This window comes from Paenibacillus apii (assembly GCF_011043685.1).
GTDB classification, from domain to species: domain Bacteria; phylum Bacillota; class Bacilli; order Paenibacillales; family Paenibacillaceae; genus Paenibacillus_AQ; species Paenibacillus_AQ sabinae.
Genome location: NZ_JAAKGU010000006.1, coordinates 102,442 through 122,811 on the forward strand (window position 1 = coordinate 102,442; position 20,370 = coordinate 122,811).

At 52.7% G+C, this 20,370-nt stretch carries 17 protein-coding genes; 3 read left to right on the forward strand and 14 right to left on the reverse strand.

The window, feature by feature from the left end; genetic code table 11:
- Positions 1 to 177: 177 nt before the first annotated feature.
- A complete protein-coding gene (locus G5B47_RS14515) occupies positions 178 to 1,371 on the reverse strand; it encodes a GerMN domain-containing protein (RefSeq protein WP_165099323.1) in 1,194 nt (397 codons plus the stop codon).
- Positions 1,372 to 1,649: 278 nt separating this feature from the next.
- Here G5B47_RS14515 and G5B47_RS14520 point away from each other — a divergent pair, with 278 nt between their 5' ends.
- Entirely contained in the window at positions 1,650 to 2,249 is a 600-nt protein-coding gene (locus G5B47_RS14520; RefSeq protein ID WP_025336116.1) for a phosphatidylglycerophosphatase A family protein, read from the forward strand.
- A gap of 78 nt (positions 2,250 to 2,327) precedes the next feature.
- On the opposite strand, the gene G5B47_RS14525 is transcribed toward G5B47_RS14520, so the two are convergent.
- The 3 genes from G5B47_RS14525 to G5B47_RS14535 form a co-directional block, all read right to left on the reverse strand.
- Positions 2,328 to 3,347 (reverse strand): MBL fold metallo-hydrolase, encoded by a 1,020-nt coding sequence (locus G5B47_RS14525; RefSeq protein WP_165099325.1) that lies wholly within the window; start codon positions 3,345 to 3,347, stop codon positions 2,328 to 2,330.
- Positions 3,348 to 4,082, reverse strand: coding sequence for a class I SAM-dependent methyltransferase (locus G5B47_RS14530; RefSeq protein ID WP_165099327.1), 735 nt, complete (start codon positions 4,080 to 4,082; stop codon positions 3,348 to 3,350).
- Positions 4,083 to 4,314: 232 nt separating this feature from the next.
- Entirely contained in the window at positions 4,315 to 6,030 is a 1,716-nt protein-coding gene (locus tag G5B47_RS14535) for a glycoside hydrolase family 13 protein (RefSeq protein WP_165099329.1), read from the reverse strand.
- A gap of 196 nt (positions 6,031 to 6,226) precedes the next feature.
- Here G5B47_RS14535 and G5B47_RS14540 point away from each other — a divergent pair, with 196 nt between their 5' ends.
- Entirely contained in the window at positions 6,227 to 7,063 is an 837-nt protein-coding gene (locus G5B47_RS14540) for a class I SAM-dependent methyltransferase (protein ID WP_165099331.1), read from the forward strand.
- Positions 7,064 to 7,378: 315 nt separating this feature from the next.
- Here the strand turns inward: G5B47_RS14540 and G5B47_RS14545 are convergent, their stop codons facing one another.
- The 10 genes from G5B47_RS14545 to nifB all read right to left on the reverse strand — a co-directional run bounded on the left by G5B47_RS14545 (position 7,379) and on the right by nifB (position 18,596).
- Complete coding sequence (locus tag G5B47_RS14545; protein WP_165099334.1) at positions 7,379 to 8,524, reverse strand: homocitrate synthase/isopropylmalate synthase family protein; 1,146 nt, start codon at positions 8,522 to 8,524, stop codon at positions 7,379 to 7,381.
- Positions 8,521 to 9,276, reverse strand: coding sequence for a HesA/MoeB/ThiF family protein (locus G5B47_RS14550; RefSeq protein ID WP_025336122.1), 756 nt, complete (start codon positions 9,274 to 9,276; stop codon positions 8,521 to 8,523). Before G5B47_RS14550 ends, G5B47_RS14545 begins: the two co-directional genes overlap by 4 nt.
- 80 nt (positions 9,277 to 9,356) lie before the next feature.
- Positions 9,357 to 9,917 (reverse strand): DUF269 domain-containing protein, encoded by a 561-nt coding sequence (locus tag G5B47_RS14555; RefSeq protein ID WP_165099337.1) that lies wholly within the window; start codon positions 9,915 to 9,917, stop codon positions 9,357 to 9,359.
- On the reverse strand, positions 9,901 to 10,302 hold the full coding sequence (nifX, locus tag G5B47_RS14560; protein ID WP_165099340.1) for a nitrogen fixation protein NifX: 402 nt from the start codon (positions 10,300 to 10,302) through the stop codon (positions 9,901 to 9,903). The genes G5B47_RS14555 and nifX overlap by 17 nt, the downstream gene beginning before the upstream one ends.
- Complete coding sequence (gene nifN, locus G5B47_RS14565) at positions 10,277 to 11,605, reverse strand: nitrogenase iron-molybdenum cofactor biosynthesis protein NifN (protein WP_165099342.1); 1,329 nt, start codon at positions 11,603 to 11,605, stop codon at positions 10,277 to 10,279. Before nifN ends, nifX begins: the two co-directional genes overlap by 26 nt.
- A complete protein-coding gene (nifE, locus tag G5B47_RS14570; RefSeq protein WP_165099344.1) occupies positions 11,595 to 12,956 on the reverse strand; it encodes a nitrogenase iron-molybdenum cofactor biosynthesis protein NifE in 1,362 nt (453 codons plus the stop codon). Before nifE ends, nifN begins: the two co-directional genes overlap by 11 nt.
- A 227-nt stretch (positions 12,957 to 13,183) precedes the next feature.
- Entirely contained in the window at positions 13,184 to 14,737 is a 1,554-nt protein-coding gene (nifK, locus tag G5B47_RS14575; protein WP_025336127.1) for a nitrogenase molybdenum-iron protein subunit beta, read from the reverse strand.
- A complete protein-coding gene (nifD, locus tag G5B47_RS14580; RefSeq protein WP_165099346.1) occupies positions 14,734 to 16,191 on the reverse strand; it encodes a nitrogenase molybdenum-iron protein alpha chain in 1,458 nt (485 codons plus the stop codon). The genes nifK and nifD overlap by 4 nt, the downstream gene beginning before the upstream one ends.
- Before the next feature lie 143 nt (positions 16,192 to 16,334).
- The gene (gene nifH / locus G5B47_RS14585) at positions 16,335 to 17,213 is read right to left on the reverse strand and encodes a nitrogenase iron protein (protein ID WP_025336129.1); all 879 of its coding nucleotides are present in this window, start codon (positions 17,211 to 17,213) and stop codon (positions 16,335 to 16,337) included.
- Between the two features lie 6 nt (positions 17,214 to 17,219).
- Positions 17,220 to 18,596, reverse strand: a complete 1,377-nt coding sequence (gene nifB, locus G5B47_RS14590) for a nitrogenase cofactor biosynthesis protein NifB (protein WP_025336130.1) — start codon at positions 18,594 to 18,596, stop codon at positions 17,220 to 17,222.
- 773 nt (positions 18,597 to 19,369) lie between these two features.
- On the opposite strand from nifB, the gene G5B47_RS14595 reads away from it, so the two are divergent.
- Complete coding sequence (locus G5B47_RS14595; RefSeq protein WP_165099348.1) at positions 19,370 to 20,200, forward strand: TerC family protein; 831 nt, start codon at positions 19,370 to 19,372, stop codon at positions 20,198 to 20,200.
- Positions 20,201 to 20,370 lie beyond the last annotated feature (170 nt).

Genomic DNA, 20,370 nt, shown 5'->3' on the forward strand with positions numbered 1-20,370 from the left:
TCCTACATTTGTATAGCATAAGCTTCGTTTAAGCATCCTTTATTCTACCAAAGTGCAGGCGCAAAAGCATCTTTTCGCCTTGGCGGCCAGAAAGCGGCCCGGCAGCGCATGTGCCGGCAACCGCCCGCCGCTCACGGAGCCGGATGCTTCCGAACAAACCGGGTCCGGCTTTTCTTGTTACAGCGGAAGCTCATTCACATACTGCGGAGCTGATACCGGCTTGCCGTAATCGACATTGTCAGTGCCGGTTACCGTCTGTTTGCCGTTCATGCGGACCTGTACCATGGAGTCCTCCGAATTCTGGGCAACCGTAAGCACCACAGACTCCAGCAGCTCGGCGGGCACCTGACTGCCGTCATCGAACATATCGTCATTCAGCGACACGGTCACTACGCCGTTCTGCCCTTTCTCCACGGAGTCCAGCAGCGTATCGGGGGTCATTACGGTCTCAAGACCGGCAGCGGAATCCGGACCTTTGATCAGTTCGTTCACTGCCGCATGAAGCGGGTCCTGTCCCGGCGTCACGAACCGGGTAACGGGTACGTAATACTGCACTCCGCTTGGCGAAGAAGCCGAGAAGTAGACCGTGACGGCGCTGGAATTCATCAGAGCAGGTCCATGCGACGACAGATTGATGCCCAGGCTGCGGGTCAGCGGACGATCGAGCGGCGTTCCCTTGAGCGGCATCTCGTTCAGCTTCTTGCCGTCAACCCACAGCTGCACTCCCTTGATTCCATCCTGCCCGGTCAGCGTCCAGGTAAGGGCCTCCAGAAGCTTCCGCTCGTCTTCGGGAGCGTATGTGCCGAAATTGCCGCCGAATTCGGCGACGGCCAAATGCTTGGAGTCCACGGTTACGCTTTTAACCTCTGTGCCTTGAGGAAGGACGCCATGAAAACCGTCAGGCAGGTTCGCGGCGTAGGCTCCCTTGTCAACCAGCGCTTCGAGCGATTGCTTCAACGCTCCGCCCTTATCTGCCGCCGGAAGGTTCAGAGCGACGGGAGCAAGCAGCCCGTTATCATTCTGCAAAAATACGGTCGTGCGCGGCGCATGAGAATCGCTGTCCCCTTTGGCCGATGCCGCTGCGCCGTTGTTTACGGCGTTATTCGCCGCAGCCCCTGCTGAATCAGCGGTTCCCGCGCTCGAATCGCTGCCGGCAGCGCCGCTATCCGCGCCGTCATCCGCCACAGGCGCGAAGACCCCGCTATCCAGCGTGTTTTCGCTCGTCTGCAGCATTTGCGCCTCCACATCGCTTGGCGGAGGGTCAATCGCAGCCGATTTTTCCGAGCCGAACAAGCCGCAGCCGGACAGCACCAGCGGGAACGCCAGCAGGCAGGCGGCGGAAAGGCCGGCAATTTTTTTCTTGTTTATCATTTTGTTTTCCCCTTTCATCGGTAATCGATACGGTTTGTACTGCTATGTATACGAGCCCCCCGGACAAAAAATAACAACGGCTTATCCAAAAATAGCGCACGCCGTATTTTCCGGTACCTGTTCTGCTCTTTTCCCCCTGGGGCAACCTCTTTGTCGCATAAGCGCCCTCTTCTGGACAAATACTTCCTGTACAAGTACAATTTTGACTACGGCGCAGCATGGCAAGCCATGCCGCCAAGACAACGTCCAATGACGACGACATAACGGGGTGACTGAACATGGCCGACGAAAAAATTCCATACAGTCTGAACAGTAAAGCCGTCTCGCAGGCAACGAGAGCCTGGCTTCACACACGCGGGGTAAAGATCGAGGAAATTGCCGAGCTTGTCTTGCTGCTTCAGCAAAAATATTATCCCTCTCTGACCTTGGAAGAGTGCATTCACAACGTCGAGATGGTGCTCACCAAGCGGGAAGTGCAGAACGCTGTTCTGACCGGCATCCAGATGGATCTGCTGGCAGAAGAGGGCAAGCTGTTACCGCCGCTGCAGGATATGATTGAGCATGACGAAAGTCTTTACGGCGTAGATGAAATATTGGCCTTTTCCATTGTGAATGTATACGGGAGCATTGGCTTTACCAACTACGGTTATATCGACAAGCTGAAGCCGGGTGTCCTGGAGCGGCTAAACGATAAGGGAACAGGGAAAGTGAATACCTTTCTTGACGATATTGTGGGAGCCATTGCAGCCGCGGCAAGCAGCCGGATCGCCCACCGGAAGCAGGCCGAACGGGAGAGGGACCTGGGGCTTCCGCATGAGCCGGAGGACAGCGAGGAGACGTCAAGACGCTTGCACGCGGAGAAGCTGAAGACGAAATAAGGCACGAATCCGAATGAAAAAGCGGGACCGGCAAGAGTCATTCTTGCCAGGTCCCGCTTGTTTGTCTCACGCATGCGATCAACAGCCATCTATTCTAAAAAAACGAATCTCCCCGTTCTTCTCCTCTGAGAAGGCGCGCCCTCTGCGTTCGAGTTCAACGAGGTGAGCCAGCGCCTCGCTCATGGCAAAACGCAGCTGATGAATCCCTGTTATCCGTCCGCGAAACAGCTCTCCGCATACCTCGTACCCGCACCGCGGACCATCCGCAAGCAGCGACTCCGCCGCATCCAGCCGCTCCTCGTGATGAAGCAGCAGCCGGTCAATCCGGTCCGCAAAATACCCGAACGGCTCCCGGTGCCCCGGAAACGCCGTCCTTACGGGCAGCTCCCTAAGCCTGGACAGCCCGTCCATGAACGTCCGCAGCGGCTCGGGGTCGCTGCCCGGAAGCAGGCTGACGTTCGGGGAAATTTGCGGCAGCACGGCATCACCGCACAGGATCTGCCCGCTGCCCGGGTGGAAGAAGGACAAATGCCCGGCCGCATGACCGCCAGTCTCCACCGGCAGCCACTCCCGGCCGCCCATGGCAAAAGACCGCTCCGCCTCCACATGGGACACCTCCGGCTGCGGCGAAATCGCAGGCCATATTCCGGCCTGGTGCTCCTTCAGCTCCGCCGTCTGCTGCGGTGGCATGCCGTGCCGGGCAAAAAACGCCGGCAGCGCCGACTCCATCTTGGACGCCGGCCCCCACATCAGCTCCGTCTCGGCGTGCGCCCGCTTCGACATCCAGACCCGGCAGCCGCTGCGCTCCTGCAGCCACCCCGCGAGTCCGTAATGGTCCGGATGGTGATGGGTGACAACGATTTGCTTCACAGCCTTCCATGACGCTCCAAGCTGCCGAAGAACCTCTTCCCAGACCTTCTCCGATTCCCGGCTTCGGGGTCCCGGATCGACAACGGTCAGGCCGCCGTCTTCGTCCCTGAGCACATAGCCGTTCATCTGAAGCAGCGGCGGCGCCATCGGCACATGCACCTGGATCACTCCGTTCTCCCAAAGCCTGTGCCGTGCGCCATCCTCCCGCCTGCTATTTCCGCTGCCCATTTACGGACGCGTCCCTACGAAGATCATACGCGGCGACGTTTCCGCCTCATACTGATCCTCCTCGTAGCTGCCGTGCACCGCTTCAATCGTTAGATCGGCAGCCGCGAGCAATTCGCGGAACTTCTCCAGCTTATACAGCTTCACCCGCTCATGGTATTGGCGCGGCGTTCCATCGATTTTGGACGTCAGGATGATGTCCTTCTTCACATAGCCGTCCTCGATCCTCCGCTTCTCGTCAATCAGATTGTCGCCGTCTTCCCGGGTGGAATGCGGCACGAGATGCGTGGTAACATAAGCCGGATTCAGGAAATCGATGATGAACTTGCCGCCCGGCTTCAGCATGCGCCGGATTTCTCGCAGCACCTTCAGATGCTCTTCATCCTCCTCAAAATATCCAAAAGAGGTGAACAGGTTGACCACCGCGTCGAAGTCTCCTTCAAGCGGCAGCTCCCGCATATCGGAACGGATCCAGGTTACCTGCTCCGCGCCTTCCTGGGCGCGCGCTTCGCGCAGCAGCGCTTCCGACAGGTCGATGCCGGTGACCTTATAGCCCGCTTCCGCAAGCGCCAGCGAATGCCGGCCCATGCCGCAGCATAAATCGAGCACTTTGGCGCCCGCCGGCAGGCCGAGCCAGCCGATCATCCGCTCGACCTCCCGCCGCGCGCCTCCGAAATCCCGGTGTTTATATACGATCAGATAGTCCTCGCCAAAGCTTTGTTCATACCATTCACTCATGCCCGGTCTCCTCCCGAAAGTTCCCTTTTCATCTCGCCAATCTATGTATCTAACAAATGTACCGCTTATTTTACCCCCTTTTGCTTACAAACTCAAAGCAGCAGGTCACTCACACTCCATGAAAAATGCTGATCCGCCCCTGCATAGATCTATTTGCAGCCAACCGGCCGCCCCCAAAAAAAGCAGGTCCGCCGCGCTGCCGCCGCTTGAACCTGCCCCGCTAATCGATCGTTTAATTCTGCACTCTTTCGGCCGCTAACGGAATGGTCTTGATGTAGACCCGGGCCTCGTAAGGGCGAAGCGGAAGCTTGCGGAGATCCTCGCCCTTGGCAGAAGGATAATTTGAGATTAGCAGCTCCATTCCGTCCGGCGACAGATCCTGAGGCATGTCAAAGACCGGACTCCGGTCAAAAAAATTCAGAACAATCAGCAGCTGCCGATCCTCAAACGTCCGCGTAAACGCATAAATTTCGGGATGCAGCGGCAGCAGCAGCCGGTATTCGCCATAGACGATCACCTTGTGCTTTTTTCTGAGCGCAATCAGCTTTTTGTAATAATGGTATATCGAATCCTGGTCCTTGACCGCTTTGGCGGTATTGATCTCCACAAAATTCGAGTTCAACTTGATCCAGGGCACCCCGGTTGTAAACCCGGCTCCTTCGCTGCCGTCCCACTGCATTGGCGTTCGGGCGTTATCCCGGCTCTTTTTGTGGATGGCCTTCATGATTTCCTCGTCGGATACCCCGCTGTTGCGGCGCTCCTCATAGTAGTTGAGCGTTTCGACGTCCCGGTAATCGTCAATCGACTGAAACGTAACATTGGTCATGCCGATCTCCTCGCCCTGGTACATGTATGGCGTCCCTTCCAGCATATGCAGAAACGTAGCCAGCATTTTGGCCGAGCAGTCCCGGTAGCGGACATCATCGCCAAACCGCGATACCGCCCGAGGCTGATCGTGATTGCATAAGTAATTGGCATTCCAGCCCCGGTTGTGGAGAGTCGTCTGCCAGCCGCTCATGATTTTTTTCAGCGCCAGCAGATTCCATGGAACGACATCCCATTTTCCGCTGCCCGCCGAGGCGGCATCCAGAAACATATGCTCAAACTGGAACGTCATGTTCAGCTCCCGGCGCCCGTCGCCCACATACTCCAGCGCCTGCTCCGGCCCGAGACCGGAAGTCTCTCCGACCGTCATAATATCGTAATAATAGAGGACCTTGTCATACAGGTTCTGCAGCAGAGTGTGAACATGCTCCAGGTTGGAGAACATTTCATAGGCTCGCACCGTCGTGGTGCCTTGCGGATTCAGGGCGTCGGGCAGCCCTTCGGTCTTGACAATATGCGCGATAGCATCGAAACGGAAACCGTCCACCCCTTTTTTCAGCCACCAGGCTACCATTTCGTGAAGCTTATCAATGACTGCCGGATTTTCCCAGTTGAGATCAGGCTGGAATCTGGAATACAAATGCAGATAATACTCGTCCGTCCGCTCGTCGTATTCCCACACCGAACCGCTGAAATACGACTCCCAGTTGTTCGGAGGTCCGCCGTTTTTCCCTTTTCTCCATATATAAAAATCGCGTTTCGGATTATCCTTCGACTGCCGGGATTCAACGAACCAGGGATGCTGATGGGAAGTGTGATTGAGCACAAGGTCCATCATCAGCTTCATGCCCCGCGCGTGAATTTCCCGAAGCATCAGGTCGAAATCCGCCATCGTTCCGAACTCTGGGCTGATGTCGCAGTAATCGCTGATGTCATAGCCGTTGTCATGGCCGGGAGACTTGTAGATGGGGCACACCCAGATCACATCCACTCCGAGATCCTTCAGGTAATCCAGCTTTGAAATGATTCCCCGCAGGTCTCCCCTCCCGTCGCCGTTCGAATCCATGAAGCTAACAGGATAAATCTGGTACACGACACTTTCCTTCCACCATTTCGGGTTCATGCCCCCTGCCTCCTTGTGCGAACTGTACCCCATTGCGAAGCACATTTAATATATCTTAACCCTTCGAACGAAAGACTAATAACCGTTCTTCAAAAGAGGATATCTTCAGCGGCAGCTCGGCCAAAAATGAAGGAAAATAGTGGGATCCATCAAATATATAATAACGATAGCGTTATTGATCTCAGGAGGGTTGTTTATGGACAATGAAGTCAGAGATTTCTACGACAGCTATGGTGCAAGAGAATGGAATAGATTGGAGGAAAGCGCATACAGCAGAATTAACTATTTTCTTCATATGCACTTTGTGGAAAAGTATCTGCAACAAGGACTGAAGGTGCTCGATGCCGGCTGCGGCGCGGGCCGCTACAGCATTGAATTTGCAAAAAGGGGCTGCCATGTTACTTTATTTGATGTTTCCAACGTGCAGCTTGCACTGGCAGAGGAAAAAACAAATGAAGCGAATGTAAAGGATAACATAGACGGTTTTATTCAAGGCGATATTCGAGATCTGTCCCCATTTATAGATGGGCAATTTGATATGGTAGTGTGCTATGGCGCTCCTCTATCCTACGTGCTTGACAATCGAGCCAAGGCGATACTTGAGTTTAACAGGGTACTGAACAAGAATGGTCTGCTGTTTGTCAGCGTCAATAACAAATGGGGAATTCTAAAAATGCTTCTAGGCCATAAATATCCCGATTTCTTTAACAATCCCGAATACTGGTTCATCGATCAAGTAATGAAGACAGGTGACTTGCCCAGACATGAGAAGGTCAGCCAGCCTCCAAGGCATTTCTTTGAAGCGGCAGAACTTAATCATTTGCTTGAGGAGAATGGATTTGGTGACATTGTTTTAGGAGGAAGTCCCTGCTTTAGCTCGGGGAATGCCGGGTCCGTTCAGGAATTAAGCCTGGATGAGAAAGCACTGGATACGATTCTTCAAATCGAGATGGAAATGTACACAAAGCCTACTATGGTTGACTGCGGAGAATTTTTGCTTGCCAGAGCTATAAAAAAACAGGCGGAAGAATGAACGAATAGGGATAACCATCCGCCAGAAGCCCGCCCATAAGAAAAACTCCTATCGGAGTATCTCGAAGATGTTGCCGAATCCCTCTTTAGCGGTTGTTTTTCTTACAGTATCAGGAAGTCTGGTCTTTGAAGATTTTCATTCATCAGTGGTGCCGCAAAGCGGCATGGAAATCTGATATTATCAAAAAGGAGCTGATTCACTGGAACAAACCAATGTCCCGTGAATCAGCTCCTATTATCATCCGCTACTATGCTTCGCATTTCGCTTCCGTCCACTCCTATTCGGCAGATAACAATCTTGTCATCACCGGGGTTCTTACACCGCGTTTGGAGCCTGCTTCCGCTCTTCCATCAGCCACTTCACTAACAGGGCTTCCGGCACATTGCCCTTGCTCGCCTCGGCATAATCCCGGACACGCACCAGCAATCTGGCCGCCGTCTCGGGGTCGGCTTCAAGTCCCTGTTTGCCCAGCACATGGGCTACGCCGCCCGTCCCGGAATGCTTGCCGAGCACAAAGTTATGCTCACGGCCGACTTCCGACGGATTGAAGGTCTGATAAGTTTCCCTGTCCTTCATCAGTCCGTCCACATGAATGCCCGATTCATGCGTGAAAGCCAGCTTACCGACGATCGGCTTGGAATCACCGACGACGCGTCCCGAAGCCGCGATAACCATATCCGCCGCAAGCTTAAGCAGCTCGGCCCGAATGGCGGTGTGGCCTCCGTACAGGTAACGCCAGGCCAGCGCCACTTCCTCCATCGGCGCATTCCCGGTGCGCTCCCCGATTCCCGCGATCGTCGTGCTCGCCCACGTCGCGCCGGCGGAAATGCCGCTCAACGTGTTCGCGACAGCCAGTCCGAAATCGTTATGGCAGTGCACCTCCAGCTCCACATCCGGCGGTACGGCTGCAAGCAATGTGCTTACCCGCTCAGCCATCTGTCCGGGATGATGCGCGGAGACGGTATCCGCATAACGGAACCACCTAACGCCGCACTCCTTGTATACACAGTTGACCAATTCCACCAGAAAATCCATATTCGCACGGGAAGAGTCTTCCATACCAACCGATACGGTCATCCCCCGTCCTATCGCATATTCCGCCGCGTGCAGCAGCTTGGTTAAGCCTTCGGCGGGCGTTAGTCCAAGCTTGCCGTGAAGCTGTATTTCAGAAGCGGGAATGGAAATATGGCACCAGTTCACTCCCGTCTCCCAAGCCTTGTCAATGTCGCTTTTGAGCGCACGATTCCAGGTCATCAGCTTCATGGGAAGTCCAAGCGCGGCAATAGCCGCGATGTCCTCCTGTTCCCGAACGCCCATAGCCGGAATACCGATCTCCGCCTGCTCTACACCGCACTCCGACAGCAATCTTGCGATTTCCAGCTTTTCCGCCCTCGTGAATGAAACCCCAGCCGCCTGTTCACCGTCCCTTAGCGTCGTGTCACATAGCTTGAGACTTTTCACGGTTTACCTCCTTCTCCGCAGCAAGCGCAATTCGGATTACGGGTAAGTCGGACACTGTATGTGGTAAAATCAAGTGAGTTGAAGCGATGCATAATTCCGGTATAGGCCGTTCCTACCCTTGTAATCCATTTTACGGCTTCCAGCGCAGCCAGGCAACCCGCAATACCCGAGGTTGCACCCAAAACTGGAAATCCCAAAGGTTCCCACTGAGGCTGTCTGTCGGGGTACAAGCACTCCATACATGGTGTTTCTCCGGGAATCATCGTTGTGAGCGATATTTCAAAGCCGTACATCGCCGCCTCGATCATCGGCTTGCCGGCGTCCACACAGAGCCGGTTCAATTCATATCGCTCGGGAAAATCATAGCGGGCGTCAATGACAATATCGGCGCTCTCGATCCATGGTTTGGCTTTGTCGTATTCAATCCTGGAATTGTAGCCTTCAATTTCCACCTCGGGATTAAGCCGCCGCAGATGCTCCACGGCGGTGCTCATCCGCTCCATTCCCAGGTGATCATTGTCCATCAGAATCTGTCGGTTCAAGTCCGGCAGGACAATCTTGCCTTCATGAGCGAGTATCAGTTTGCCGACTCCGGCGGCTGCCAAATAAATCGCAGCCGTTCCGCCAAGGCCGCCGATACCCGCGATCATTACCGTAGCTTCTTTTAGCGCCTTCTGTCCGCTCTCTCCAAGCAGTTTCAACTGCCGTGCATACCGCTGCTGCTCCGTCAATCCGGCCAATGCTTGCTCCATTGTCTTCTCCCCCTGTTATCGCTCATGGCTTAATTATTTCAATATAGTATAGAATCGGAGGAGTTTTCTGACAGTGAAGTTTATCCCTCCAGACTGAGCAGTCCGTGCACAGAGGTCAATTCTTTATATTTCTCCAAAAAGGCGAGCCCCTCTTCTACGCAAGCTACCCCGTAGGCCACCGTCTTGTCCAGGGAAGTGAACGGGAACGGAAAGCCTGCGCGGAGACTCTTCATTACAAGGATAACGCGACCGCTATAGAGCAGCCCGCGGCCGAAGCCCTCGATGTTGATTTCCGCAGAGCTTTGAATCATCAAGCCGCAGTTCTCTTCCATCACGCCGGCAATGGCCTGGAACAATAGCGGCACTTGGCGGCGAACATCATCGGATGCCGTGCAGTTGAAATCCGATTTCGCTTTATCCTCCGCCGATGCCAGGAACAACTTCGCAATCTTCTCCTCGGGAGTCAGGGCTGCATGCCGGCCGAAATGATCGCTCGCGCTGAGCAGGTCGTTCAAGCGGCGGACAAGATGCGCAGCCTTTTCAGGATCGGGGGCCGGCTTGGGGCGGCGTTTCGGCAATGCCGGCTGTCTGTTAGCCGGCTGTTCATTCGCGGATGCGATTTCGTTAGCCGTTGGATCCATGAATCCCAGCTCCTTCCTCTTCTTCCGCGCGAAGCACCTTGGCCAGCCACATCGGCGGCTTGCCTTGCAGCATGTCCACAAGCCGTTTGACCTGATCATCAATCGGGCTGCCGAATTGCACTTTGACCGGCATGATTTTGCGGCGGGTCACCTTGGCCGCCGCCGACGCACCAATCTGCATCAGAAAGATCAGCGTGCAATCGGCAATTGCCTCGATCCGGCTGTCGATCTTGCCGAACTCATCCTGGGTTGAAATATCGGGTATTCTGCGGAGCTCCACTAGCTCACTGCTGCTCTTCGTAATGTTATAAATGGCAAACATCGAACATTGCCCGAAGTGGGCATTTACACGAACTCCGTCATCTGTGGCGAACGCGACTTTCACGATGCTCCGCCTCCCTTCTCATTAATAGATTGCCTGCTCTATTGGTCCATTCCATTGCCCCCCGATAGCCAACGGAGACATTCATATACGATCCAAGTTCATCCCAAATCGGGAAGCCCGCAGGTAGGAACGCGGCTCCGATACGTTCTGCTCCAGCAATTCCGTGTGAACTGCTGATCCACAGATCGGCTCCGCTTCCCAGGACCTCGGCGTCATCCAGATCTCCGACCCACACTTCACGTTCCATTTCGGCCACCGCCGTAGTTTCGTAGGAAGTAATGAGCGCTTTTTGTTCAACTCCCAGTTCTTCAAGCCACTCCGATACGGAGCGCAGATGATCCGGCTCAAGCGCAGCCAGCGCGGATACACCCGCGAATTGAAAATGCGCGTCAAGCATGCAGTCGAGCAGATTCTCCCGCTGCCAGCAGTACCGGATGGGAACAGGAACTCCACTGATTTGATGGAGAAAATTGAGCAGCTCGTCGGATGCCTTCAGTCCCATCGTTCCCTGGAACACTTTGTAAGGCGTTCCCAGAGCATTATGCAATCTTCTGGCCGGACGCTCCATACTGGCGCCAAAGGCGATGGTAAGCCCGGACTGCAGGCTCTGAAGCATGGAGTCCAGCGGGACTCCGCCTCTGGTCAAGGGCGAGAATCCGGTAAGCAGATGCCCGGACAGCGAAGTCGAAATATCCGGAAGCGCGATAACCTCGAAGCCGAAGGAAGATACGATTTCCTTAAGCTCCATTACATCACCAGGCGTAAGATACGAACCGGGAAGCAGCGTAATCTGGCGGGAATTCACGTTCCGTTGTCCCCGGAGACCCGCCTGCTGAATCAGTTCATCAACCATAGCCTCTACAGTTACACTGAATCCGGATTCCAGCGATCCGCGAAAGTCAGGCAGCGTTACGGAGAAGGCAAGACCGCCGCGCATATTTCGCTCTCTCTTATAAGACTTCAGCATGCTCTGGTAATCCACTCCGGCCACATCGGTCAGTTCCGTTCCGATAATTCCGATGATGTCCGGGCGATGCTTGGATAGCACCGCATTCAGAGCCTCTTCCAAATTCCGGTTTGCGTCAAAAATAACGTCCATTTCCTGAAGCGCTGAGGTTTGCACCGCAATCGGTTCGCGAAAATGACGGGTCAAAAGCGCTTTGGGAAAGGCGCTGCAGCCCTGTGAACCGTGGACAATGGGCATCGCTCGGTAGCAGCCCTGCATAGCCAGAACACCGCCCAAAGACTGGCCGATTTTGAGGGGATTGACCGATACGGGTTTACTTCTTCTCTTAACGGTCATAGTTGCCCTCCTTATCCCAAGGAGCCGGCGAAGAAGCAAGCTTCCAGATCGGATTAACCATGGAATCTACCAGTTCCTTGGCAAGACGAAGCAGACCCTCGTAACCCGCATAAGCTTTATGCCGCTCTTGATTGATGTCCACAAACGGAATTTGCTCTTTCATTGCAACATACATATTCCGGCCGCCGGCAATCATAATATCCGCCTTGCGCTCTCTTACCGTCTTAATAATACGGCTTGCTCCGCCTTCCGGAATGTACTCTGTATCATCGCCGACCCGGTCGGCAATCCGTTGTACATCCTCATCCGAGCTCTTGTTTGTTCCGACGCCTACGACCTGAATGCCCAGTTCCTTCAGCGCTGAAATGACCGACCAGCTTTTTACTCCCCCTGTATACAACACCGCTTTTTTGCCTTTGAGAATTTTGCGGTACGGACGCAGATCATGAGCCAGCCGGTTCTCTTCACGTTCAGTCAACCGGTCCACACGGCGCTCCATTTCTCTGTCGTTCAACAGGAAAGCCATTTGACGCAAGGAATAGGTGGTTTCTTTCGCGCCATAGAACGATCCTTCAAAATAAGGTATGCCGTACTTGGATTCCATCTGTTTCGCCAGTCCGAGCAATGCGCGGCTGCAGACGACCATATTGGCTTTCGCCCGGTGCGCCCAAGTAATCTCTTTATATCTGGCATCGCCCGTAATGCGAGATAAAAGCGTAATTCCCGCCTGGTTCATCAGCTTCTCAATGTCCCACATCTCGCCGGCGATGTTATACTCACCAATCAGGTTCACACCAAGCGGAGTCTCCTGCTCCGGTTCTCCGGTACCGATAACGTATTGGAGCAGCGCATCGCCCGCGAGCCGGTTGCCGAGGTTCTTGCTTCCGACAAAGCCGGGGCTGTTAACAGGCACTACCGGGATGCCCAGACGATCCGACGCCTCTTTACAGACGGCGTCCATATCTTCGCCGATTAGTGCCGTAACACAAGTTGAATATACAAAGATAGCCGGAGGCGTAAAACGCCCGGCAATATAGTCGATGCTGTCTCTCAGCTTTTTTTCGCCGCCAAAGATGATGTCATTATTACCTAAATCCGTCGCAAAACCGTACTGGGAGAGGGAAGGGCCACTCGAAAGGCTTCCCCGGCTTTCCCAACTATTGCCGGCACAAGCGACCGGTCCATGCACCAGATGCGCTGCATCCATAATAGGAAGCAATGTAATTTGCGCTCCGTCGAAGGAGCATCCTCCGGCTGCCTCGCCCGGTTTTGGCCGTGGACAAGGTTTGGATTTGGGAGCCATGCTCCCGCAGGCCTGATCGTCTAACTCTTCCTTTCGAATAGGCTCCATTGGATCATCATCTCCTTCGCTAAGACTCAGTGCTTCAATTCTCACAACCTCACGGCAAAAATAACTGAAATAAACACTCGGAAGAACGAAACGTTGGACCCCAATCCTTATACATTTCGCCGTTGTTAAAAAATCATTCATGATACAAATTATAACATATAATCTCTGAAAATAGGCCGAGGGAGCAGATTTATCCAAGATAAATCTGCTCCCTGTTTTACCTATAATTAGCGAACCAAATCAACGAGCCCGGATGGGTTATTGTCCAGTTGCTCAAGGACAATATTGACGATCAAGGTCAGCAGATTCAGTGCTCCTTGGTAGCCGATAATCGGATTACGATGCATATGATGACGGTCAAAGATCGGGAAGCCTACGCGGACCAGCGGTACTCCCGCATCCTTGGCAGCAAATTTAACGTGCGAGCTGCCGATAGCCAGATCAACCGGATCGTTAATCAGCAGGGAACGCAGGTGCCACAAGTCTTTGCCAACATAAACCGTTGCTTCGGAACCGTATGGGCTTGTTGCAAGCAGCGCTTCAACCTCTTCTTTCCACTTCTTGCCGTCGAATTCCACATCGCCGTTCGAGCACAGGATGTGTACCGGCTCGATGCCAACTTCGAGGCAGAATCCGATGAGGCCAAGCAGCAGGTCAGGGTCGCCTGCCAGGGCAACGCGTTTGCCATGCAGGTAAGGATGGCTATCGGTGTAAGCGTCAACTACGCGTCCGCGTTCTTCCTTCAGCGATTCCGGAACCGGAAGGCCAGTCAATTGGCTGATCGCTTCGAGCAGCTTATCCGTAGCTTTTACGCCGAGCGGAGTGGACAAGGAGGAAATTGGTTGTTTCCAAGTTCCGCTGATATATTCTTGAGTCTTCTTAAGCGTGTATTTTTGCAGTACAAGCGAACCCAGTGCGTTAGCGGCTTTCGGAACATCGGCAAGCTTCGTTCCGCCGTAGTAGTATTCATATTCTCCGTTAGCCGGGGAATCATAGTTGCCGCTGTGATCGCCGAGGATCGTGTACTTCGTATCGAAAGCGTTCAGGATTTTGCGAATTTCAGCAAAGTTGCCTGTGTAAGGCTCGAAACCAAGTAGTACGTTCAGCTTCTCGCCTTCTTCGCCAGTACCCGGAGCGGCAGTTTGGCCGGAACGGTCGAACAATTGGCTCAGAATGTTCTTGATCATGGCATCATAACCAGTGATATGCGAGCCGATGAAGCTTGGCGTATTCGCAAAGGTTACAGGGAAATCTTCGGCGATAGCGCCTTTTTGACGGGCATTGCCGATAAAGGCCGACAGGTCGTCACCGATAACTTCCGCCATACAAGTGGTACATACAGCGACCATTTCTGGTTTGTACAGAGCAACAGCGTTCTGCAGACCGTCGATCATGTTGCTCATGCCGCCGAATACGGCAGCATCTTCAGTCATCGAGGAAGAAACGGCTGGCGTAGGCTCTTTAAAGTGGCGGCTCAGATGGCTGCGGAAGTAAGAGTTACAACCTTGGGAACCATGTACGAACGGCAGCGTTTTTTCGAATCCGAGTGCAGCCATAACCGATCCGAGCGGTTGGCAAGCTTTGTGAGGATTGATAACAACCGCTTTACGTTCGAAGTTCTTTTCCAAATACTCAGCAGACTTGGAGTAAGCAAGAGCTTCAGCTTTTGCTTCATCGCTGCAAGGTGCTTCAAATTGTTTCTTGTTTTCACGTTGTTGTACATAGCGTTCTTCCGTAAACAAGGTGCTGTAATCCGGAATATCTATTCTTTCCTTGCTCATACACTCGCCCCCTCTGGCTGTACTTTTTCTTTCTTATCAAACAGATTCCAAACCGGGTTGTTCACAGTCATATCCATGTCCTTGGCGAAAATCTTGAAGCCGTCGAAGCCATGGTACGGACCGCTGTAATCCCAGGAGTGCATCTGACGGAACGGAATGCCCATTTTGTGGTAAACATATTTTTCCTTAACACCTGATCCCATGAGGTCGATGTTCAGTTTTTGAGCCAGTTCTTCCAGTTCATATGCAGTCGGATCGTCCATGATGATCGATCCTGTCTGCATATCAGGGAAGGTTCTTTCATAGTCGTCTTTATGAGCAAATTCGTAGCCTGTAGCAACGATTTCCATGCCCAGATCTTCGTAAGCGCCGATAGTGTGGCGGGAACGCAGACCGCCGATCAGCAGCATAACTTTCTTGCCTTCCAGACGAGGTCTGTATTTGCCGATGATGGCATCCATTTGCGGTTTGTACTTGGCGATAACCTTTTCGCAGTTTTCTTGGATCGTTGCATCGAACTTCGCAGCGATTGCGCGTAGACTTTCGTAAGTTTTGGACGGTCCGAAGAAGTTGTACTCCAGGTACGGAATTCCATAAGCTTGCTCCATGTGAGTAACCATGTAGTTCATGGAACGATGGCAGTGGATCAGGTTCAATTTCGCTTTGTGAGCCACTTGCAGCTCGTTCAGCGTGCCGTCGCCGGACCATTGAGCAACTACGCGAAGGCCCATTTCTTCCAGCAGGATACGGGAAGCCCAAGCATCGCCGCCGATGTTATAGTCACCGATGATGTTTACATCGTAAGGACCGGTTTCGGCCAGTTCTGCTTTACCCATTACATAATCGCGGATAGCGTCGTTCGCGATATGGTGACCGAGCGATTGGCTGACGCCGCGGAAACCTTCGCAGCGAACCGGAACAACCGGCATTTCCAGCTCTTTGGCCATTTTCTTGGATACCGCTTCAATATCGTCACCGATCAGACCGATCGGACATTCGGATTGTACAGAGATACCTTTAGCCAGCGGGAACATTTCCTTGATCTCGCGGCAGATTACTTCCAGCTTCTTGTCGCCGCCGAAGACGATATCCGTCTCTTGGAAATCACTTGTGATTTGCATAGCGGTGAAGTTGTCGATACCAAGCGTACCGTTCGCATAGTTACGGCGAGTACCCCAGCTGTATTGTCCGCAGCCTACAGGGCCGTGGGAAATGTGTACCATATCCTTGATTGGTCCCCATACCACGCCTTTGGAACCAGCGTAGGAGCAACCGCGAGGGGTCATTACACCCGGACGGGATTTAACGTTCGATTTCAGGGAGCAACTGCAGGATTCTTTGGTTTCTTCCGTGTTAATCTGAAAGTGCTTTTTACGGTCTTTTTTCGTTTTATCGGGATAGGCTTCCAGTATATCCTCAACTAACTTTTTGTTCGCCTCAATATCCAGTCCCATTCGTTGAGCCTCCTTTTTCATATGCAGGACATGTACCTCCTGCGTGGCATACTTCGTTTAATTTCTTCCGGTGAATGACCGTCTCTCCACTCCATTCACCGGATAACTTTTATTGTTACGCGAATTTTGTTCGCTTTTTTTAATTAGTGACCAGCAGCTTCGAGCTTTTTGATAGCTGTTTCTTCGTCTTCAACCACACCGAACTCGATCAACAGTTGTTCCAGTTCGTCCATTTCGATCGGAGTCGGGATGGTCAGCATTTCGTTGTGCAGGATTTTGTCAGCCAGTTGTTTGTATTCGTTGGCTTGGTTGTGCTCAGGGTTGTATTGAGTAACTGTCATTCTTCTCAGCTCGGCATGTTGTACGACGTTGTCGCGAGGTACGAAGTGGATCATTTGAGTGTTCAGACGACGCGCAAGTTCCATGATCAGCTCGTCTTCACGGTCAGTGTTACGGGAGTTACAGATCAGGCCGCCCAGACGAACGCCGCCGCTTTGAGCATATTTCAGGATACCGCGTGCGATGTTGTTGGCAGCGTACATCGCCATCATTTCGCCGGAACACACGATGTAAATCTCTTGTGCTTTGTTCTCGCGGATAGGCATTGCGAAACCGCCGCATACAACGTCACCGAGTACGTCATAGGAGATGAAGTCCATACCGTCGTAAGCGCCTTGCTCTTCCAGGAAGTTGATGGAAGTGATGATACCGCGGCCTGCGCAGCCTACGCCTGGTTCCGGACCGCCGGACTCAACGCAGAGGATGTCGCCAAAGCCGGTTGATACTACGTCTTCGAGTTCGAGGTCTTCAACCGAACCCATTTCAGCAGCCAGGTGAAGTACAGTTTGTTGAGCTTTCGTGTTCAGGATTAGACGAGTGGAGTCAGCCTTAGGGTCACAGCCTACGATCATGATTTTTTGACCGAAAGTCGTTGCCAGCTGAGCCAGCGTGTTCTGGGAAGTTGTGGATTTACCGATACCGCCTTTACCGTAGAATGCGATTTGTCTTGGTTTCTTACTCATGATTAATCATCCCTTCGATATATTAATATTTTCAAAATAAGAACCGTATTTCACACTTTCGAGAATGGCTTCCTGTATTCCGCCCTTGCGGACCAGGGGCAGCACGCCAGCTTTGTTGAGCGCCGCGCGGGGCGCGTCGCCGATACCGGAGCTGAGAAGAATTCGGCAATCGCTGAGGATTGAGGTGATCTCTTGAAGCGTTTCGCCTTTATCACCGTTGCAATCGGCTGTGCCGTGGCAGTATGCCTGAATCTTCCGGATACCGACAAATTCCACTTCGGCGCCGTCCGTATCGAAAATCATGAATTCCGTCGCGTGTCCAAAATGCTGGTTGACTTTGTCTCCGCCTCGGGAGGCAACCGCGACTCTGGTCTTCTTGTTCTCGTCAAGAATGTTCTGCCGATTCTGCTTGGCGATAACACGCTGACGGATTTTGGCGTCGAGCTCCTCCTGGAATTGCGACCTTGCATCGAGGTCCACTACAGGATCAGCTTCCATTGTTTCCAATTGGAAATCCTGATTCCGGTCCTGACCGAGCAGCCCTACCGCGTCTGCACGGCATTGGCGGCAGTGGCGCATAAGCTTGGTTCCGCCCTCGCTAAGCTGCTGCTGCAGCGCGTTCAATTCCCTTGGACGGGGAGCCTTGCGGCCGTCTTTTTCATACTGGCTACCCGGGGCGATAATCAGCGGCGTCACATTGTGAAGCGTCGCACCGAGTTCTTTGACTTTCTTGGATACTTCAACCAGATGCTGATCATTAACCCCCGGGATCATTATCGAGTTGACTTTGACGAGAATGCCTTGCTTGGCCAATGCCTCCACGCCTTGAAGCTGGCGGCTGATCAGCAGAGCGGCGGCTTCTCTTCCTTCGTAACGTACTCCTTCATCGAACACCCAAGGATAAATCTCTTTGCCTACATCGGGGTCGATCGCATTAATCGTAATGGTCACATGATTGATGCCAAGTTCCACGATTCGATCGATGTGCCGGTAAAGCGTAAGGCCATTGGTGCTAAGGCAAAGCATCACGTCCGGCACATGCTTTCTGACTCTGGCAAACGTATCGAACGTCTTATCCGCGTTGGCCAGCGGATCTCCGGGTCCGGCTATGCCGACTACCGAAAGCTGCATCAATTGTGCCGCCACACCTTTTACTTTCCGCTCCGCTTGCTCCGGAGTCAGCACCTCACTGACAACCCCTGGTCTGCTTTCATTCACGCAGTCGAATTTGCGGTTGCAGTAGTTGCATTGGATGTTGCAGGCGGGAGCGACCGGGATATGCATCCGGGCGAAAAACCGATGGGCTTCCTCGCTGTAGCAAGGGTGGCGACTGATGTCGTCCTCTGCTGCATTTGATAAACACGACGTCGGCTGCGGCTTCATTTTTTCCCACCTCCTTAATGTAATGAGGAGTAGTACTCCCTCGCGCACGCTTCACTTCCTTCTCGTGTCGGAAGCATGCGTCTAAGTTTTGCGGAGCGTCAGTTCCAAAGGTGTTTAGGAACCGACTTCCTTGGGTAAGATACAAGCAGGTTATTTGTTATATAACCTACATCCGACGTGTCAGTTAACCTGACTCCAACCTTTCTTGAAAAGCTTTGCTGTACACTCATCATATTTTCAATCCCCTATATCGTCAATTAGCGCAAATACGAAAAATCCCGCTATATTCCGGTGTTTACAGTTTCGTCAAAACAAATGTCAGATTATATAACACATATATATCATGTTTCCGTTTTCATAACCTGTTTTCATTGAAAATCAATTTCAATTTGATCTTCTTTTACAGCCGCTTTACACAAGGATTCCCCTCGTTTCTCCATTTCCTGACAATCAAAGCACCCGACTCTTGCAGCCCGTAGGAATTTATATAGTAGGCTATAACCTTGAGCCTCCGGCGTTGACAACGCTTTTCAACTACTATATGATCTTTTTAGGTAATAACGAGAACATGAATATCCCGTAAAGGGGAGTAGCTGTTCAATAAAGTCGTCAATACGAGAGCTTCATTATGGTTCTCCGGCTTTATTGGCAATATTTAATTGTTAGCGAGACCTTTACCATTCTGATCGAGCCTCTTTTTTGAGTCCGATCTGTTTGGTAAAGGTCTTTTTTATATATTTTTGGTCATTATAAACATGAGGGAGGTAACAACAATGGATTTTGGATTAATATTGGAATACGGCTGGGTGCTCCTTGTGCTCGTCGCGCTGGAAGGGCTGCTCGCCGCAGATAACGCTTTGGTGCTGGCAATCATGGTGAAACACCTTCCTGAGGAAACGAGGAAAAAGGCGCTCTTTTACGGGCTGTTCGGGGCGTTCCTCTTCAGGTTCGGCTCGCTGTTCGTCATTTCGTACCTGGTGGACATCTGGCAGGTGCAGGCAATCGGCGCCGCTTATCTGCTATTCATTGCAGCAAATCACATCATCCGCAAAATCGCCGCTTCCAAAAAGTCGGTAACGGAAGAAGCCGCGGAGAGCGGCACGAAGGAAGCTGCAGATAATAAGAAAGCAGGTTTCTGGATGACCGTCTTTAAGGTAGAACTTGCGGACATCGCCTTTGCTGTCGACTCGATCCTTGCTGCGGTCGCTTTGGCTGTCGCGCTTCCGCCAAGCGGTCTTCCTCAAATCGGCGGACTGGACGGAGGCGTGTTCCTCGTCATTTTTGCCGGCGGGTTCATCGGGCTCGTGATTATGCGCTTCGCCGCTTCGTTCTTCGTCAAGCTTCTTCACGCCCGGCCGGGACTTGAGGTCGCTGCCTTTATCATTGTTGGCTGGGTCGGCGTCAAGCTGGCCGTCATCACGCTTGCGCACCCTTCGCTCGGCGTAATTTCCGAGCATTTTGCCCACAGCACCGCGTGGAAAGCAACATTCTATATCGTGCTCTTGCTTATCGCCGCCATCGGCTGGTTTATGAGCAAGCAAACGATTGAGGAAAACAAAGGAGAAAATCCGGTCCGCGAACTCGATAAGCAGCTCGGAAAATAAGAAATTGAACCAATGAAGAAAAGAAACAGCCCGCCAAAGCGCGATCAGGCGCAAGCGGGCTGTTTTCTTTTTAATAGAATTTATTTTACGGGTCGTTATTGTTACGGAAGTTTTATGTTAGACACATGTGATGTATATGTCGGAATATTCAGATTGGAGAGACCGGTAAC

What these genes read in the sequence shown, in the direction of transcription:
- G5B47_RS14540 (WP_165099331.1), top strand. Translation starts at nt 6,227, where the DNA reads ATGGACAATGAAGTCAGAGATTTCTACGACAGCTATGGTGCAAGAGAA.
- nifH (WP_025336129.1), bottom strand. Translation starts at nt 17,213, where the DNA reads ATGAGTAAGAAACCAAGACAAATCGCATTCTACGGTAAAGGCGGTATC.
- G5B47_RS14555 (WP_165099337.1), bottom strand. Translation starts at nt 9,917, where the DNA reads ATGGATCCAACGGCTAACGAAATCGCATCCGCGAATGAACAGCCGGCT.
- G5B47_RS14525 (WP_165099325.1), bottom strand. Translation starts at nt 3,347, where the DNA reads ATGGGCAGCGGAAATAGCAGGCGGGAGGATGGCGCACGGCACAGGCTT.
- G5B47_RS14535 (WP_165099329.1), bottom strand. Translation starts at nt 6,030, where the DNA reads ATGAACCCGAAATGGTGGAAGGAAAGTGTCGTGTACCAGATTTATCCT.
- nifB (WP_025336130.1), bottom strand. Translation starts at nt 18,596, where the DNA reads ATGAAGCCGCAGCCGACGTCGTGTTTATCAAATGCAGCAGAGGACGAC.
- G5B47_RS14520 (WP_025336116.1), top strand. Translation starts at nt 1,650, where the DNA reads ATGGCCGACGAAAAAATTCCATACAGTCTGAACAGTAAAGCCGTCTCG.
- G5B47_RS14530 (WP_165099327.1), bottom strand. Translation starts at nt 4,082, where the DNA reads ATGAGTGAATGGTATGAACAAAGCTTTGGCGAGGACTATCTGATCGTA.
- G5B47_RS14595 (WP_165099348.1), top strand. Translation starts at nt 19,370, where the DNA reads ATGGATTTTGGATTAATATTGGAATACGGCTGGGTGCTCCTTGTGCTC.
- G5B47_RS14515 (WP_165099323.1), bottom strand. Translation starts at nt 1,371, where the DNA reads ATGATAAACAAGAAAAAAATTGCCGGCCTTTCCGCCGCCTGCCTGCTG.
- nifE (WP_165099344.1), bottom strand. Translation starts at nt 12,956, where the DNA reads ATGGAGCCTATTCGAAAGGAAGAGTTAGACGATCAGGCCTGCGGGAGC.
- nifD (WP_165099346.1), bottom strand. Translation starts at nt 16,191, where the DNA reads ATGGGACTGGATATTGAGGCGAACAAAAAGTTAGTTGAGGATATACTG.
- nifK (WP_025336127.1), bottom strand. Translation starts at nt 14,737, where the DNA reads ATGAGCAAGGAAAGAATAGATATTCCGGATTACAGCACCTTGTTTACG.
- G5B47_RS14550 (WP_025336122.1), bottom strand. Translation starts at nt 9,276, where the DNA reads ATGGAGCAAGCATTGGCCGGATTGACGGAGCAGCAGCGGTATGCACGG.
- nifN (WP_165099342.1), bottom strand. Translation starts at nt 11,605, where the DNA reads ATGACCGTTAAGAGAAGAAGTAAACCCGTATCGGTCAATCCCCTCAAA.